Here is a 16,700-nt window from a genome sequence, read left to right as displayed (position 1 = left end):
TGATGTTGATGTGTCGCATTAACCTAATTGAACTCAAAACTAAACCAATAACTCTCAAGGAAGAGTGACTTGTTTTAATGTGCATGTAATTTATGGAGTAAAAAATGAAAAAACTCGCAATTGCTGCGGCTGTTATTGCAGTTGGTGCCGGTGCTTATGTACTCACAAGTAAAGAAGATAACGCTGTTTCAGCGAATGAAATGCTGCAATACATTCCGGCTGACACCTTACTATTTTCAGGTCAGCTAACGCCATTTCCTCTGGAAGATTATTTATATTCCATGCCAATGGGATTAAATAGCAAAGCTTCACTTGAACAGTTAGAGCAAGCAGGCCCTTTTAGCACTGAACAAGAACGTTTTTTTGTTAGCTTATATAAGAGCTATCTAACCAGTTTTGAAAACCCAGATTTATTCTTAAAAACGTTTGGTTTTCCTTCTCAAATTGAATCTTATACATACACTTTAGGTGCATTACCGGTATTCAAAATTCAGGTTGAGAATGAGGCGGCAATTTGGGCTTTATTAGATAAGGCGTCTGAAGAGAGTGGCTTAGTGCATAAAGCTGAGTCGATTAAAGGCCTTGAATATCGTGCTTATCCTCTGATTGCAGAAGATGAAACCATTGATATGGTTTTTGCACAACAAGACGGTTGGTTGACGATTACTTTAAACACTTCGTTTAACCAAGCTTCGTTGTTAGAAACCGCTTTAGGGCTAACGAAAGTCGATAACCCTATCAGTGATACTAATGTCATCGAAAACATTACGTCTACACATGGCTTCTTACAAGACAGCATCAGCTTTGTTAACCATGTGGAGTTAGTGAAAGGATTAACTTCCTCTGATGGTAATATGTTGGCGAAGCAACTGACTAAATTGGTTGAGATGGATGGCACTCAAAGTGATCCATTCGCTGAATTCAAAACACCAGAATGTAAAGCTGAGTTTGGTGCTATTGCAGCTAATTGGCCAAAAACGGTGATGGGATTAACATCTTTCTCCGTTGATAGAAAGCAAACTAATTTTGATGCAAAAGTCGTGATTGAGTCTAATAACCAAGTGATACTAAGTGCATTGACTAAAATGCGTGGCTTTATTCCTGGTTTTGCCCAAAACCTCAATGATAATGTTGCTTCAGTAGGCATTGGTTTGAATGTGATGCAATTGGCGCCGGCATTGACTGAAATTTGGCAAGATCTGCAAACTCCGAGTTATCAGTGTGAAGCGCTAGCTCAAATGCAATATGGCTTAAGCGAACAAAATCCGGCGATGCTCGGCATGATGACTGGTATGGCGAATGGCGTGCAAGGCGTTAGTGCATCTATCATCGATTTCACCTTAACTGATGAAAATGGTGAGCCTGGATTTAAGCAGTTAGATTCGTTAATTGCTCTTTCCGCCAATGATCCTGATATGTTACTTAACATGGTTAAGCCTTTTGTACCTCAGTTAGCGAATGTTGAACTCACGAAGAATGGTGATGCTGTCGATGTCACTCCATACCTAATGTTACCGGCTGAGCTTGGCGTCACTGCTAAAATGGCGGTTAAAGACCAGCATATTGTGATTTATAGCGGTGAAAAAGGTGAAGCATTAGCGAATCAGCTAAATGATGAGCAAGTGGTTGCTAACGGCTTAACAGCAATGTCGTTAGACTATCAGAAACTTCTCACGCCAGTGTTGAAACTGATTGAAGACAGTGGTGAACCTATTCCTGAAGAGATTTCTGCTTTGAAAGATTATGATATGCGCATGCAGTTTACTTTCGATGTCACCGATAAAGGCCTTGCTATCTCTACCAAAGCGAATAGCAAAGCAAAATAAATCATTATGATTACTAATAAAAAAAGGTGAACCTTTTTTATTTGCTTATTTATCAGCGTTATAAAATGTCGTTAATTGATACGCCAATACCGATACGTTGGTTATGGTGATTATAATCAATCATGCTCTCGCCATAACCGTTAAAGTATTGTGTATATAATCTAAGGTTACCTAGTATAGGGTAACTCCAAGTTGCTTCTATTGCGCCTTTATTGGGGCTATCTAAATTGTTACGTCCCATTAAGGTAAAGCGATGTTCACCTAGACCATAAATCGCCGTCACTTCAAAATTCCCCATGTAATCGCCGATATCCGGGTTGTCATCACCATCTGCTGATGTTGGAGTTTCTTTCTCATCTTCAGGAATGCGATACCAAGCTTTAAATCCGAGTGCAAAAGGGCCACGATCAAAAACCATTTCGCCATAAATACGATTCCAGCTACGAGATAAACTTCCTGACTTCCCATTTGATTGATGGACAGCACCAAGGCCCCAAAATGAGTTTCTTAGGCCTGCAACTTCCCAGTCATTGTTGAATAACATAAAAATTTCAGGTTCGTGATTAGTTTCTCTGAAAGGAGATGAGATGTCTTTGTTATATACCTGCCAATAAGATTGGTTGGTATAAGCAAAAAATAAATGGCCATTATCACCAAAAACATTGTACCAAAGAGGAAATTTGAAGCTTATTTGAAACTTAGCTTCAGCATTATCAACGTGCTCATCAGCGTCGTCGTTACCCGTCTTAAAGTCGACGTATGGAGCAGTATTCGGGGTGTCATTGTAAGTGTAAGGCAGGATGTAATTCACCTTATGAGGTGTGATCACGAAGCGTTTTTCAGATGTCTCTGTCTCACTCTTTACTCGTTCATCAACTAATGACTCATTTGCGAATGCGAGTTGAGAAACGTCATAGAGCATGCATATCGTCAAAGCGATGCCAAAAAATGTTCTCATTGAATTCCCTTTTTACTTAATTTTCGTCATAGGTTATCACCGCGGATACAAAGGTGAAACAAAACTTGCGCATTTACAAGACAAATATAAGACAAATATAAGACAAATATAAGACAACAAAGTGGAAATACTAGCAGCGTAATATGTACTGAAAAAAGATTAATAGATAACTCTGTATATAACTAAAAGGAATAAAAGCTAATCAATACATATTATATGTGGAATATATAAACCGCTATATTTAGCCTTAATTAATTATCGAAAGGTAAGTAGGTCATGGAATTAGTATCAATGCCTGGTCAGCAGGCTAAAGGCAAAGTATGGTTGGTCGGTGCTGGTCCCGGTGATGTTGAACTACTCACGTTAAAAGCTTATCGCGTTATTAAACAAGCTGATGCGGTACTTTATGATGCACTTGTTAGCCAAGAAATTCTGGATCTTATTCCTGCTGCTGCAGAAAAAATAGCTGTAGGTAAGCGTGTTGGTAAACACAGTGCTGCACAAGATGAGATTAATCAATTATTAGTGACTAAAGCGTATACCCGTAAAAATGTGGTTCGTTTAAAGGGTGGCGACCCATTTATTTTTGGTCGCGGTGGAGAAGAGCTCCAAACTTTAGTTAAAAGTGATGTTGAATTTGAAGTCGTCCCCGGTATTACAGCCGCTAGTGGTACAGCAGCTTATGCTGGAATTCCACTCACTCACCGAGATTATGCTCAAGGAGTGTCGTTTATTACTGGGCATTGCCAGTTGGAGAGTCGACCGATGGATTGGCAAGGCTATGCTAATTCATCTAACACCTTAGTGGTGTATATGGGTATTTTGAATGCCAATATTATCAGCGAAGGCTTAATGAGCCATGGCCGACATCCTGATACGCCAGTGGCTATTGTGTCTAAAGCAACCACGGCTTTACAACAAAGATTTATCGGTAAGTTAAGTGAATTACCCCAATTAGCGGCAGATGCAGCACTTGAAATGCCTGCGCTGATGATTATCGGTGAAGTAGTTGAGCTTGCGGAAACATTAAACTGGTTCACACCAGCATCCGCAACGACTTCCCAAATACATTCAGAAATTACAGCCCTCGGATTGTAATTTACCCAATTTATTAATTTCTAACTGTTTTGCAGTCTTGGTAATGGAGAGTAATCATGGCAAGTCGTTCATTAAGCCATTTAGAACAACTGGAAGCTGAGAGTATCCAGATCATTCGTGAAGTCGCAGCTGAGTTTGATAACCCAGTGATGCTGTATTCAATTGGTAAAGACTCTTCGGTAATGCTTCATCTGGCCCGTAAGGCTTTCTATCCTGGCAAGATCCCATTTCCTTTATTGCATGTTGATACAGGCTGGAAGTTTAAAGAGATGATTAAGTTCCGTGATGAACAAGCCAAAAAATTTGGTTTTGAATTACTGACACATCAAAACCCAGAGGGAGTTGCTCAAGGCATTAACCCTTTTGACCATGGTAGTTCCAAGCACACTGATATCATGAAAACGCAAGGCTTAAAGCAAGCTCTTAACCAATATGGGTTTGATGCTGCTTTTGGTGGAGCACGTCGTGATGAAGAAAAATCTCGTGCTAAAGAGCGTGTTTATTCGTTTAGGGATAAACATCACCGTTGGGATCCTAAGAATCAACGACCTGAGTTATGGCGTACATACAATGGCGCAGTCAATAAAGGCGAAAGCATTCGCGTATTTCCATTATCAAATTGGACAGAGTTAGATATTTGGCAATATATCTATCAAGAAAACATTGAGCTTGTTCCGTTATATTTTGCGGCTGAACGTCCTGTAGTACAAAAAGGAAGCCAGTTGATCCTTAAAGACGATGACAGAATGCCATTAGAGCCAAATGAAGAAGTGACTTATCAGAAGGTGCGTTTTAGAACCTTAGGCTGTTACCCATTAACTGCGGCAATGAATTCTGAAGCAGACACCTTAGAAAAGATTATTGAAGAAATGCTGCTAACCCGCTCAAGTGAGCGAGAAGGGCGTCTTATTGACTCTGATCAAAGTGCCTCTATGGAACTTAAAAAACGTCAAGGGTATTTCTAATTCTCTGTGGTGAATGGTTTTCGAGAATTGAATTGATACGAATGTCATCGTAAAGAATGTAAGTGAGAAAAATTATGGATCAAGCAGTGAATAATACCACCAAAATGGCAGCTGAAATCGAGCAGCATGGTGTGAAGGAATATTTAGCGCTTCAGCAGAATAAAGGCTTATTACGCTTTTTGACTTGTGGCAGTGTGGATGACGGTAAAAGTACTTTAATTGGCCGTTTATTACACGATAGTGCGCAAATCTATGAAGATCAGTTAGCAAGTATTAAAAATGATAGCGCCAAAATGGGAACGACAGGCGATGAAATTGATCTAGCGCTATTAGTTGATGGTTTACAGGCTGAACGAGAGCAGGGTATTACGATTGATGTAGCGTATCGCTACTTCTCGAGTGAAAAACGTAAATTTATTATTTCAGATACCCCAGGACACGAGCAGTACACCCGTAACATGGCAACAGGTGCATCAACCTGTGATTTAGCTGTAATTCTAGTGGATGCTCGTTACGGCGTGCAAACACAAACTAAACGTCATGCATTTATTGCATCGTTAGTGGGCATTAAGCATTTTGTTGTCGCTGTAAACAAGATGGATTTAATGGCATTTGATGAGTCAGTGTTCAATAAAATAGAAGCCGACTTTAAAGAGTTCGTTAAAGATTTTGGTGAGCTTGACCTTCACTTTGTGCCACTGTCAGCGCTTAAAGGTGACAATGTTGTTGACCGCAGTTCGCAAACTGACTGGTATCAAGGTGGCACTTTATTAGAGCTATTAGAAACCATTGATACACAGCGTGAATTAGCCGACTTGCCAGCTCGATTCCCTGTGCAGTATGTTCAGCGCCCAAATCTAGACTTTAGAGGTTTCTCCGGTACTTTAGCTTCTGGTTCATTTAAAGTCGGTGATGAGGTCGTTGCTCTACCTTCTGGTAAGCGTAGCAAGGTTGCTCGCTTGGTCACTTTTGACGATGATTTAGAAGAAGCCGTTGCAGGTCAAGCCATTACAATTACATTAGAAGATGAAATTGATATTTCCCGTGGCGACTTAATTGCAAAGCCCGACAGTGCACCTGCACTAGCAAACCAAATTCAGGCTGACATTGTGTGGATGGATGAAAAACCTCTACAGATTGGTGTGCAGTATGACGTTAAAGTGGCAGGTAAAAAGACTCAAGCAAGTGTTAGTTCAATCGAATATGTGGTTGATGTGAATACACTAGCAAAAAGTGATGCTGACAGTCTGCCATTGAATGCAATTGCAAGAGTCCATTTAGAGCTCACTGAATCGATTATTTTAGATCCTTATATATTAGTGCGTGACACTGGCGGCATGATCGTTATCGATCGTCTAACCAATGCAACTGTTGGGGCTGCGATGGTTGTTGCAGGTCAGCAAGGTAGTTTGCAAGCTGACTCTCAATTTACTCCATTTGAAGTTGAGTTAAATGCACTAATACGTAAGCATTACCCTCATTGGGAAGCGAAAGATATTAGTGTCTTTGGAAAATAATCAATGAGTGAAGTGTGGCAGCTGGCTATTATATTAATTGCCTTGGTTGGCGGGTTAGTCGCTGGTCTTGCGTCGCCTGCCGCACTGTTCTTTTTTGCACTGTTAACCACTTACTTATTCGGGTTGGTTGATATATCGAGTGCTCTTGTTGGCTTTACCAATAACGGCTTAATTACCTTAATCTTGCTCGTGTTAGCAGCGATTGCCTTAGAGAAGACATCCCTCTTGGCGAGGCTGAGTCAAATGATAGGCAATAGTTCACTGCCAATGACGTTAGCTAAGTTGGGTGTTTCTACTGCTTTATTATCATCATTTACAAACAATACGGCTGTTGTTGCTTCACTGATTGGTGTTGTTCGCCGCAATCAAACCCATGCGCCAGCTAAGCTTCTACTACCGCTAAATTATGCTGCGATATTAGGGGGCACGCTCACATTAATTGGCACCTCAACTAACTTAATCGTTAATTCGTTTGTTGAAAATGCCAACTTGAAACCGCTTGGTTTTTTTGAATTTACATTGGTTGGTATCGTACTGGTTGTAAGCGGCATCGTGTTGTTAATGTTAATCGCCAATACACTTCCTGATAGGCGGGTAGATACGGCAGAAGAGTCATTACCTTATTTGTTAGAAGCGCATGTCGCCGATACATCTGCCTTGGTGGGGAAAAGTGTTGTCGATAACCGTTTACGCGCGCTTAAAAAATTGTATTTAGTCGAGTTAGAGCGCAGTGGTATTCGAATCTGTCCAGTGCCACCTCAGTTAGTGCTACAAGCTGGCGATGTACTGCGTTTTAGTGGTGCTGTTGAGTCAGTTGAACTATTGCATCAATTTGATGGTTTGGAGTGGTTCGGCAAGCAACAAGCTAAAGGTCAAAACCTTGTAGAAGCAGTGCTGTCTCCTGCGTCTAAATTAGTGGGAACTAGCTTAAAGGATGCGCGTTTTCGTGAAGAGTACGATGCGGCTGTAATGGCAATTAGGCGTGGTCACCTTCCGTTAAAAGGGGGCTTGGCGATATTGAATTACAACCAGGTGATGTTTTATTAATTACGCCTGGCGATAGCTTTTCGACTAATCCGAGGTTGACTACGGATTTTGCTGCCATTAGCGGCCTAGATCTTAGCGTTAGGTTAGATAGCAAACGCAGTAATTTAGTTTTGTTTGGCTTTGCTATAACCATATTAGCCAGTATTGCAAATATCTTACCCTTAGCTAAAGGCTTGGTGCTGTTGCTATTAGGCTTGCTGGCGATTGGTGCTGTGAATATGACCGAAATTAAACGTCGGTTTCCTATTGAGCTGGTGGTGATTGTTGGTAGTGCACTGGGTCTAGCAAATTTAATGCTTGAAACAGGGCTTGCGGATGTCATGGCGCAAGGAATGCTTGGCGTGTTGAATGGATATGGCTATTTTGCGGCTTTTGTGGGGATTTACTTTGTTACTTTGATTCTCACTGAGTTGATAACCAACAATGCTGCAGCTGCGCTGTCTTTTCCTGTTGCCTATGCCGTAGCCGTTAATTATGGACTGGATCCAAGACCTTTCATCATGGCGGTAGTTTTTGGGGCAAGTGCCAGTTTTATTTCGCCTTACAGTTATCAAACAAATCTCATGGTATTTAACGCAGGCAATTATAAGTTTAGTGATTTTGTTCGTTTAGGGTTACCGATGTCGGTGCTTTATTCTGCGGTTGTGATTTCTGTTGTACCAATCGTATTTCCTTTTAAGTAATCAGCAAATTAGGCTGAATTTGGAGTCTTTATGACAGACATAGTATGGCATCAACATGCAATTGACCAAGCCGCCAGAGGTGACCAGAAAGGTCAAAGTCCAGTGTTGCTTTGGTTTACAGGGCTTTCAGGTTCAGGTAAGTCAACGTTAGCGGGAGCACTTGAACGAGCTTTATTTGAGTCAGGCTTCCATACCTATCTACTTGATGGTGACAATGTTCGTCATGGTTTATGTAAAGATTTAGGCTTTAGCTTGGAAGATCGAGACGAAAATCTACGTCGTGTCGGTGAAGTTGCTAAGTTAATGGTTGATGCAGGTTTAGTGGTGCTATCAGCTTTTATTTCACCGACTTTGGCAGAAAGAGAACGCGTGAGAGCATTATTTCCTGAGGGGAAGTTCATTGAAATTCATGTATCAACGCCTTTGAGTGTCTGTGAAGCTCGCGATCCTAAAGGGCTTTATGCCAAAGCAAGAAGTGGAGAAATAGCGAATTTTACTGGCATATCTTCGCCTTATGAGCAGCCCCTTGCAGCTGAATTGACCATTGATACCAGTAAAGGTGATTTAACCACTCAAGTAAATACCTTGCTGGATTACTTAAGCGCCATTCAAGTGATCGATGGGAAGCAGCTTTCTGCACTAGCTTAACCATTACTCACTATTTTTGACACGGTATAAGTGCTTTGCTTGTGCCGTGTTTTTACTTTTAGACTATTTTTAATCTTCAATGTTAACATTTGCGTTTTTCATCAAGAAGAACGTTAACATCCTCCAAGAAATTTCATTTCACTGTCATACAGATATTGTTGAGTTTACTGTGATCTAGGTCTATGTTGTTTGGTAGTATGTTGTGCTACATCAACAGCGCTTGGTGAGTTTTTGTGCTTATTGGGCCGTTTTTTAGTTTCATAATTGAAATTTTATCTCGGACTCAGTTCAAAGTTTTAGCTCAAATTCGTTTTTTGTCGTACATTTATTTCACATTATATTTAAAAGGTGTGACTTCAATAGCGGATTTAGCTCACAAATTTATTTAATATGTGGTATCTGAATTTTAAAGGTTACAAGTAATGGCTGGATCCTCAAATCAGGTTATAACAATTAAACGAGGCCTTGATGTGCCTATCGCGGGGGAACCGCAACAAGTCATCGAATCAATAAAAGCGACGTCGAGAGTAGCAATTCTTGGTGAAGAGTACGTTGGTTTAAAACCGACTATGCTGGTTGAAGAAGGGGATATGGTCAAAAAAGGCCAGGTACTTTTTGAAGACAAAAAAACACCAGGAGTAAAATTCACAGCACCAGCAAGTGGTGAAGTCATCAGCATTAATCGCGGTGAAAAACGCGTATTATTATCTGTTGTTATTCGCTGTGAAGGCGACGAGTCGGTGAGTTTTGACATTGCTGATGATGTGCTGGCTTTATCTCGGGATAGGGTAAAGAGTAATCTCGTCAATAGCGGTTTGTGGACTGCACTTCGCACCCGTCCTTTTTCACGTATTCCTGCCCTTGATGCAACTCCGAATGCAATTTTTGTCACTGCGATGGATACCAATCCGTTAGCGGCGGATCCTCGCATTGTGATTGCAGAGCATGAGGCAGCATTCAGTCAAGGCTTACAAGTACTGTCTCGGTTAACTGATGGCAAAGTCATGCTCTGTCATGATGAAGGCGCGAGTTTACCCGGCAGTGATGCTCAGCAAGTAGATTCACACCAGTTTGGTGGGGTACATCCTGCAGGTCTTGTGGGCACGCATATTCATTTTCTTCATCCTGTAAACATTGAAAATGTGGTTTGGCATATTGGTTACCAAGATGTCATTGCGTTTGGCAAACTATTTCAAACGGGTGAGTTATTCAACGAACGTGTTGTCGCGTTAGCGGGCCCCAATGTGTTAAACCCACGATTGATTCGTACCCAGCTTGGTGCCGATTTAGGTGAAATGGTAGAGAAAGAAATCAAAGATATTCAGTCTCGAGTCGTGTCGGGATCTGTGCTCTCAGGTCATACTGCTGTAGGGGTTTATAACTACTTAGGTCGTTATCACACCCAAGTTAGCGTGTTAACTGAAAATGCTCGCCATGAGCTTTTGCCGTGGGTGAGACGCAATAAAGAAAAGTTCTCCCTTACTGGCATTATGATGTCGGGTTTTAGCCGTACGAAAAAGCTATTCGATTTCACCACTCATGCGGGGGGCTCACCACGGGCAATGATGGCGTTTGGCCAATTAGCACGTGTGATGCCTTTGGATATTTTACCTACCTTACTCGTCAGAGATTTAGTGGTTCGTGATACTGATGAAGCTCAGCTATTAGGCGCATTAGAATTAGACGAAGAAGACTTAGCGTTATGCACTTTTGTTTGTCCCGGAAAGTATGACTTCGGTAAAGAGTTACGTGCTTGCTTGGATATTATCGAGAGGGAAGGTTAATGGGTCAGCAACAAAATAAACCGGGTAAGCAAGAGCAGTATTACGCTCACGGGCACTCGATGAAAAGCTATTTGCGCTCTTTATGGATTGCACGTGGCCGAAGCACCAAGGGTAAAGTACATGTACGTGATGCTATTGACGTCAAACGTACTATGCACATTGTGGGTATGTGTTTACTGCCTGTGCTGCTTTTTGGCATGTACAACTTAGGGCTTCAAGCTCAAATCGCCATAGCAGCAGGTGCTACTCAACCTGATAGTTGGCAATTAGTTATTTTTAATGCGGTTTTTGGACCACTGACAAGTGAATCAGGCTTACTGAGTTTGTTTGCTTATGGTGCCAGCTACTATGTACCAATTTATCTTGCCACATTAATCGTTTGCTTATTTTGGGAAGTGATTTTTGCCAAAATGCGTAAGCAAGAACTTCACGAAGGCTTTTTCATCACAGCCTTGTTGTTCTCGATTATTGTGCCAGTCTCAACACCGTTGTGGATTATTGCTATTGGCGTGTGTTTTGGGGTGATTGTCGCGAAAGAGATGTTTGGCGGCATGGGGTATAACTTCTTAAATCCTGCCTTAGCGGGTTACGCCTTTATTTATTTTGCATATCCGACAGAAGTGGCTGCAATTAGTCAGTTTGTCGCGGTAGACGGCTTCGCTGGCGCTACTACATTAACCGAAGCTGCAGCGAGTCGCGCTAACCTTTACGCTGATGTCAGTTGGTTAGGTGCGCTGTCAGATCCTAAATGGATGGATGCCTTTTTAGGCTTTACTCCTGGTTCGATTGGGGAAACAAGCACCTTAGCCATTTTGATTGGTGGTGGCGTGTTATTACTCACTCGTGTTGCCGATTGGCGAGTGGTCGCTGGTGTGTTGTTAGGGATGATTGCCACGGCGATTTTATTCAATCTTGTTGGCCCTAGCAAAAACTCTATCGCTGCAATGCCGTGGACATGGCACCTTGTGACAGGTGGCTTTGCCTTAGGCATGATGTTTATGGCAACGGACCCTGTGACCGCTTCATACACGCGCAATGCCAAATATGCCTACGGCGCATTAATTGGTTTTATGACTGTGCTGATACGAGTACTAAACGTAAAACTTCCTGAAGGCATTATGTTAGCGATTTTGTTTGCGAATTTATGGGCACCGCTATTCGATTATCTGGTGGCTCAAGCCAACATTAAACGGAGACTAAAACGTCATGGCCTTTAAGAAAGATACTGTCGCAGGCACGATGATATTTATCATCAGTTTGAGTTTAGTGTGTTCGTTTATGATTACCGGGACCGCTGAAATTCTCAAAGAACGTAAGTTGGCCAAAAAACGAGACGAAATACAGCAGTTTGTGTTGCGTGCAGCCAATGTTGATATCAGTAATGGCGATTTTCGTGAACTCTTTGCCGAGCGAGTGACACCTAAGATGGTGAATCTGGATTCTGGTGAATATGTCGCACAAGAAAACCTACTTGATTTCGATGACCGCATGGCGGCAATCAATCCTGATAGTTCATCTAAGCCTAAAAAAGATACCGCCAAGATTAAGACTCGTGCGGATAATATTCGAATTTTTGAAGTTCGAGATGAATCAGGCAGCTTATCGAGCGTCGTTATGCCTATATATGGCAAAGGTTTATGGTCAATGATTTATGGCTATTTAGCAGTCAAGCCTGATTTGAATACGGTTGAAAATATCATTTTCTACGAACATGGTGAAACACCTGGTATTGCTGACTTTGTTACCGATCCACAATGGACTGACTTATGGAAAGGCAAACAGCTATTTGATGAACAAGGCAAGATTGCTATTAAAGTCGTCAAAGGTGGCGCTAAAGAAGGTGACATTCATGGGGTTGATGGTGTGAGTGGAGCGACTCGAACTGGTGTCGGTATTCAGCGTGCGGTTGAGTTTTGGTTTGGAGTAGAAGGTTTTCAAACCTTTCTTAAGCAGTTTGCTCAAGCGGAGGCTAAGTCATGAGTAGTGCTATTTCTACTAAGCAGATTTTAACATCGCCTATTTTTGCTAATAACCCTGTTGCGATGCAAGTATTGGGTGTCTGTTCTGCTCTAGCTGTCAGTAACTCTATGCAAACGGCATTAGTGATGACGCTTGCGGTGACATTTGTACTGGTGTCATCTAACTTAATCATTTCGACCATTCGCAACTTTATCCCAAACAGTGTGCGGATCATTGCGCAGATGACTGTGATTGCTTCTTTGGTCATCATTGTCGACATGGTACTTCAAGATGTGGCATACGAGTTGTCTAAGCAGTTATCTGTTTTTGTCAGCTTGATTATCACTAACTGTATCATCATGGGACGTGCTGAAGCATTTGCGATGAAGTACCCACCGCATCTCGCCTTGGTTGATGCCCTCGGTAATGCTATGGGATATGGCGTTATCTTACTGGGTGTCGCATTTGTTCGTGAACTGTTGGGGCGTGGGACCTTATTTGGTCATGAAATATTTACCACCATTGAAAACGATGGTTGGTATTTGGCAAATGAAATGTTCACCTTACCGCCTAGCGCATTCTTTTTGATCGGCGTGATGATTTGGGCCATCAATGTTGTGCAGCGTAAGAGAGGGTAATGGCAATGGAACATTATATTAATTTATTTATTCAAGCTGCGTTTATCGACAATATGGCGCTGTCTTTTTTCTTAGGTATGTGTACGTTTCTTGCTGTATCTAAGAAAGTGTCGACTTCTTTCGGTTTAGGGATTGCCGTTATCGTGGTGATGATGCTGGCTGTGCCGTTAAACCAGGTCATATACGTTAACGTACTTGCGCCAGGTGCATTAGCCTGGGCTGGCTTTCCTGAGTTAAACCTTAGTTACTTACAGTTGATTACCTTTATTGGGGTTATTGCGGCGTTAGTACAAATTTTGGAAATGTTTTTAGAGCGCTATATTCCAACGTTGTACCAGTCTCTGGGGATTTTCTTACCACTTTTAACAGTAAACTGTGCCATTTTTGCTGGGGTAATTTTTATGGCGAACCGCGATTACAACTTAGTTGAATCTATGGTGTTTGCTGGTGGTAGTGCTGTGGGCTGGGCAATGGCGATTATCTTGTTAGCGGGCTTACGTGAGCGGATGAAATTCCATGCGATTCCACTTGGCTTACAGGGTATCGGTATTACCTTTATTACCACTGGATTAATGGCGCTAGGGTTTATGTCATTTGCTGGTATCACGCTGTAATGCTGGCAAAAAAGATAGTGACAAAAGTGAACTCGAATTCTCTGAGTAATGACACATTGTTGAGAAGGTACATTTAATGGAAATGGCAATCGGCATAGGCATGTTTACCATTGTGGTAAGTTTGCTGGTAATGGTAATTTTATTCGCCAAAAGTAAGTTAGTTAACACTGGCGATGTCACCATTGGGATTAATGGTGAGGCTGATAAGAGTGTTCGCACTCCAGCTGGTGACAAATTGTTAGGCGCCCTTGCAGGACAGAATATATTCATTCCGTCTGCATGCGGCGGTGGTGGCACATGTGGCCAATGTCGTGTGACAGTTAAGTCTGGTGGCGGAGATATTCTGGCTACTGAACTTGACCACATAACGAAAAAAGAAGCTAAAGAAGGTTGTCGTTTAGCTTGTCAGGTTGCTGTGCGAACTGACATGGAACTAGAAGTAGACGAAGAGATATTTGGTGTTAAAAAGTGGCAATGTGAAGTCGTCTCAAACAATAACCAAGCCACCTTTATTAAAGAGTTACTGTTAAAGGTACCTGAAGGTGAAGAGGTTCACTTTAAAGCTGGAGGCTACATTCAAATAGAAGCACCAGCTCACGAAGTGAAATATGCTGATTTCGATATACCTGATCAATATCGAGATGACTGGGAGCGTTTTGATCTATTTAGCTTAGTATCAAAAGTCGATGAAGATGTTTTACGTGCGTATTCAATGGCTAACTACCCTGATGAAAAGGGAACCATTATGTTGAACGTACGTATTGCTACTCCGCCAACAAATGATTTACCACCAGGACAAATGTCTTCGTACATTTTTAATCTGAAAGCGGGTGATAAAGTCACGATTTCAGGACCATTTGGTGAGTTCTTTGTTAAAGAGACTGATGCTGAAATGGTGTTTATTGGTGGTGGTGCTGGTATGGCACCCATGCGTTCACATATCTTTGATCAGCTTAAAAGTAAGCAGACCAAACGTAAGATGTCATTCTGGTATGGTGCACGTTCTGCAAGAGAAATTTTCTATCAAGATGATTTTGATACATTAGCAGCTGAAAATGATAACTTTGAATGGCATGTCGCACTGTCAGATCCTTTACCGGAAGATAATTGGCAAGGTTACACAGGCTTTATTCATACGGTGCTGCTTGAGAATTACCTTAAAGACCACAAAGCCCCAGAAGATTGTGAATTCTATATGTGTGGCCCTCCAATCATGAACTCTTCTGTCATTAACATGCTAGAAAGTTTAGGTGTTGAAGAAGAAAATATTCTACTTGATGACTTTGGTGATTAACCATTAAGTTACAAAGTAAAATCAAAAGCTGAAACTGAGGTTTCAGCTTTTTTATGTCTCATACTTGGCTGAATGTGATAATTCTGTCTAATGGGTAACATCGGATTTGCTTAAGCTTCTTATTTAAGCCTTTCATTTAAGTTCTTCAATACAGCTTTTTAATGTAGTTCCTCGATATAGCACTTCGGTTGAGTCTCTTGAATGAGATTTTTACTTGAGTTTCTGGCATAGATCTGTTGATTCAATTGTCGGTTTGAAAGCCACTACAAAATGGCTTTTAACGACATGCTATTTAATAGCGTATCAGGGAGTAAATTAACGACGTTGTGAAGAGGCTACAAAGCGTGGTTGGTAAAAGCTCAGCACGTACTTGTACACATAAAAAAGCGCTTCTGAGGGAGTGACAGAAGCGCTTACAGTAACGATATATATTGTAATCGTATTACTTTGGGTTATTAACCTAGTGGAATAATGCCATCAACTTTAATAACCAGTGAACATGCACCTACTTTTGTCCAATCAACATCTGATGGAGTAAAGTCTTCGCCAGCACCTAGACCAGGAACTTCAGTGACCCAATCAAAGCCTTTAAGTGCAGTACGCTCGTAATCAATCGTACCTAAGATACGTGCACCCATGTTGCGCTCAAATTTGGCTGAAAGCATCGGAGAGTATTCATAGTAAGCTAAACGAGTTTCACCTTCAGTGACAGCGTTATAACAAGTATTGTTTTTACCGATACTCATTGAAACATAATAGTTTCCGTCGTCTTCAAGCTTCATACCGTAGCCGAAAATCGCCACGTTTGGTGTTTCTACCATTTCAGCTGTTTCATCATCAGTAAACTTGTTTACTGTAGTGACTAATTTAGCGCCCATTTGGTTTTTGATTGCGCTTAATTGGTATTCTTTACCATCGTTCGGGAACATGTCTGCCATGTATTCACGGTTTTGAAGGCCACAAGCTGTTTTCAGTGTTTTAGCGCCGCTACCATCTGACACTTCTTTCCACTCGTAGTTGTAAATGCTGCCATTTAAGCGTTGAGCTAGGTAATCGGCATTTAAGAATGAGCCAGTGCCGTAGTAGAACGAACCTGATGCACCTGTTTTACCATCGACTAATGTGTCATCTGGCTCAGGTTGTGGGAACGTTGGATCTTGTGGATCGCCTGGATCTACCGGCGGCGTTTCATCATGTGGATTATCATGACAGTTACTACAAGTACCGTAATCGCCATGTGGAACATTAGCAGGGTCGCTACCTTCATAGTTATGGCAGCTCATACAGTCATCAGATGCCATTGCAGAAGCGAATGCCGCTACAAGTGGCTCTTCATCTGCAGGTGCATTTGGGTCGATATAATCAAAGTTAACGCCTTCTTCAGCACATTGGTGTGCAAAAGTAGAAATATAACCAACGGCCTTAGTTTGTAATTCATCCGCTTTAGTCACTAAGTTAGCATTGTCTTCTACTAAAGAATCATTTGCTGCTGTTAGTTCTGTATTTTTAGTATTTAGCTCAGCGTTTTGAGCTTCTAATTGCTCAATTTGGTTTTCAAGACCTGACGTATCAGTGTCATCATCACTACACGCGGTTAGGCCAAGCATAGCGATACAAAGAACGCTTAATTTAAAAGTTTTTTTCATCGTTTTTCCCCTATTAATAGTTT

13 protein-coding genes and 1 pseudogene are annotated in these 16,700 nt (G+C 41.6%); 12 read left to right on the top strand and 2 right to left on the bottom strand.

Features of this window, described 5'->3' with window-relative positions:
• Positions 1–104 precede the first annotated feature (104 nt).
• Entirely contained in the window at positions 105–1,826 is a 1,722-nt protein-coding gene (locus tag ACGEDC_RS04445; protein ID WP_394496704.1) for a hypothetical protein, read from the top strand.
• 58 nt (positions 1,827–1,884) lie between these two features.
• Here the strand turns inward: ACGEDC_RS04445 and ACGEDC_RS04440 are convergent, their stop codons facing one another.
• Positions 1,885–2,748 (bottom strand): phospholipase A, encoded by an 864-nt coding sequence (locus ACGEDC_RS04440; RefSeq protein ID WP_055025194.1) that lies wholly within the window; start codon positions 2,746–2,748, stop codon positions 1,885–1,887.
• A gap of 312 nt (positions 2,749–3,060) precedes the next feature.
• Here ACGEDC_RS04440 and cobA point away from each other — a divergent pair, with 312 nt between their 5' ends.
• From cobA to nqrF, 11 genes and pseudogenes are all read left to right on the top strand, one after another.
• Positions 3,061–3,882 (top strand): uroporphyrinogen-III C-methyltransferase, encoded by an 822-nt coding sequence (gene cobA, locus ACGEDC_RS04435; protein ID WP_394496702.1) that lies wholly within the window; start codon positions 3,061–3,063, stop codon positions 3,880–3,882.
• Positions 3,883–3,938: 56 nt separating this feature from the next.
• Positions 3,939–4,847, top strand: a complete 909-nt coding sequence (cysD, locus tag ACGEDC_RS04430) for a sulfate adenylyltransferase subunit CysD (RefSeq protein WP_055025132.1) — start codon at positions 3,939–3,941, stop codon at positions 4,845–4,847.
• Positions 4,848–4,921: 74 nt separating this feature from the next.
• A complete protein-coding gene (cysN, locus tag ACGEDC_RS04425) occupies positions 4,922–6,364 on the top strand; it encodes a sulfate adenylyltransferase subunit CysN (protein ID WP_394498241.1) in 1,443 nt (480 codons plus the stop codon).
• A 3-nt stretch (positions 6,365–6,367) separates the two neighbouring features.
• Positions 6,368–8,094 (top strand): annotated as a pseudogene (locus ACGEDC_RS04420) (SLC13 family permease).
• Between the two features lie 30 nt (positions 8,095–8,124).
• Positions 8,125–8,742, top strand: coding sequence for an adenylyl-sulfate kinase (gene cysC / locus ACGEDC_RS04415; protein WP_394496699.1), 618 nt, complete (start codon positions 8,125–8,127; stop codon positions 8,740–8,742).
• Between the two features lie 422 nt (positions 8,743–9,164).
• Positions 9,165–10,526, top strand: a complete 1,362-nt coding sequence (locus ACGEDC_RS04410; RefSeq protein ID WP_394496697.1) for a Na(+)-translocating NADH-quinone reductase subunit A — start codon at positions 9,165–9,167, stop codon at positions 10,524–10,526.
• Positions 10,526–11,743 carry an NADH:ubiquinone reductase (Na(+)-transporting) subunit B gene (locus tag ACGEDC_RS04405; RefSeq protein WP_065109530.1) on the top strand — a complete coding sequence of 406 codons (1,218 nt, stop codon included), beginning with the start codon at positions 10,526–10,528 and terminating at the stop codon, positions 11,741–11,743. Before ACGEDC_RS04410 ends, ACGEDC_RS04405 begins: the two co-directional genes overlap by 1 nt.
• A complete protein-coding gene (locus ACGEDC_RS04400) occupies positions 11,733–12,506 on the top strand; it encodes a Na(+)-translocating NADH-quinone reductase subunit C (protein WP_211029540.1) in 774 nt (257 codons plus the stop codon). The genes ACGEDC_RS04405 and ACGEDC_RS04400 overlap by 11 nt, the downstream gene beginning before the upstream one ends.
• Positions 12,503–13,123 carry an NADH:ubiquinone reductase (Na(+)-transporting) subunit D gene (locus ACGEDC_RS04395; RefSeq protein WP_065109532.1) on the top strand — a complete coding sequence of 207 codons (621 nt, stop codon included), beginning with the start codon at positions 12,503–12,505 and terminating at the stop codon, positions 13,121–13,123. Before ACGEDC_RS04400 ends, ACGEDC_RS04395 begins: the two co-directional genes overlap by 4 nt.
• A gap of 5 nt (positions 13,124–13,128) precedes the next feature.
• Positions 13,129–13,737, top strand: a complete 609-nt coding sequence (gene nqrE / locus ACGEDC_RS04390) for an NADH:ubiquinone reductase (Na(+)-transporting) subunit E (protein ID WP_055025195.1) — start codon at positions 13,129–13,131, stop codon at positions 13,735–13,737.
• Positions 13,738–13,813: 76 nt separating this feature from the next.
• The gene (nqrF, locus tag ACGEDC_RS04385) at positions 13,814–15,031 is read left to right on the top strand and encodes an NADH:ubiquinone reductase (Na(+)-transporting) subunit F (RefSeq protein ID WP_080916617.1); all 1,218 of its coding nucleotides are present in this window, start codon (positions 13,814–13,816) and stop codon (positions 15,029–15,031) included.
• A gap of 455 nt (positions 15,032–15,486) precedes the next feature.
• Here the strand turns inward: nqrF and ACGEDC_RS04380 are convergent, their stop codons facing one another.
• Complete coding sequence (locus ACGEDC_RS04380) at positions 15,487–16,677, bottom strand: hypothetical protein (protein ID WP_055025141.1); 1,191 nt, start codon at positions 16,675–16,677, stop codon at positions 15,487–15,489.
• Positions 16,678–16,700 lie beyond the last annotated feature (23 nt).

The sequence above is a fragment of the Shewanella sp. ENK2 genome, from assembly GCF_043568515.1.
GTDB classification, from domain to species: Bacteria; Pseudomonadota; Gammaproteobacteria; order Enterobacterales; family Shewanellaceae; genus Shewanella; species Shewanella japonica.
This window is presented reverse-complemented; position numbering and strand designations above follow the sequence as displayed.

Coding starts and splice junctions, on each gene's coding strand:
- ACGEDC_RS04410 (WP_394496697.1), top strand. CDS start 9,165: ATGGCTGGATCCTCAAATCAGGTTATAACAATTAAACGAGGCCTTGAT.
- ACGEDC_RS04380 (WP_055025141.1), bottom strand. CDS start 16,677: ATGAAAAAAACTTTTAAATTAAGCGTTCTTTGTATCGCTATGCTTGGC.
- cysC (WP_394496699.1), top strand. CDS start 8,125: ATGACAGACATAGTATGGCATCAACATGCAATTGACCAAGCCGCCAGA.
- cysD (WP_055025132.1), top strand. CDS start 3,939: ATGGCAAGTCGTTCATTAAGCCATTTAGAACAACTGGAAGCTGAGAGT.
- ACGEDC_RS04445 (WP_394496704.1), top strand. CDS start 105: ATGAAAAAACTCGCAATTGCTGCGGCTGTTATTGCAGTTGGTGCCGGT.
- cobA (WP_394496702.1), top strand. CDS start 3,061: ATGGAATTAGTATCAATGCCTGGTCAGCAGGCTAAAGGCAAAGTATGG.
- cysN (WP_394498241.1), top strand. CDS start 4,922: ATGGATCAAGCAGTGAATAATACCACCAAAATGGCAGCTGAAATCGAG.
- ACGEDC_RS04440 (WP_055025194.1), bottom strand. CDS start 2,748: ATGCTCTATGACGTTTCTCAACTCGCATTCGCAAATGAGTCATTAGTT.
- ACGEDC_RS04400 (WP_211029540.1), top strand. CDS start 11,733: ATGGCCTTTAAGAAAGATACTGTCGCAGGCACGATGATATTTATCATC.
- nqrE (WP_055025195.1), top strand. CDS start 13,129: ATGGAACATTATATTAATTTATTTATTCAAGCTGCGTTTATCGACAAT.
- ACGEDC_RS04395 (WP_065109532.1), top strand. CDS start 12,503: ATGAGTAGTGCTATTTCTACTAAGCAGATTTTAACATCGCCTATTTTT.
- ACGEDC_RS04405 (WP_065109530.1), top strand. CDS start 10,526: ATGGGTCAGCAACAAAATAAACCGGGTAAGCAAGAGCAGTATTACGCT.
- nqrF (WP_080916617.1), top strand. CDS start 13,814: ATGGAAATGGCAATCGGCATAGGCATGTTTACCATTGTGGTAAGTTTG.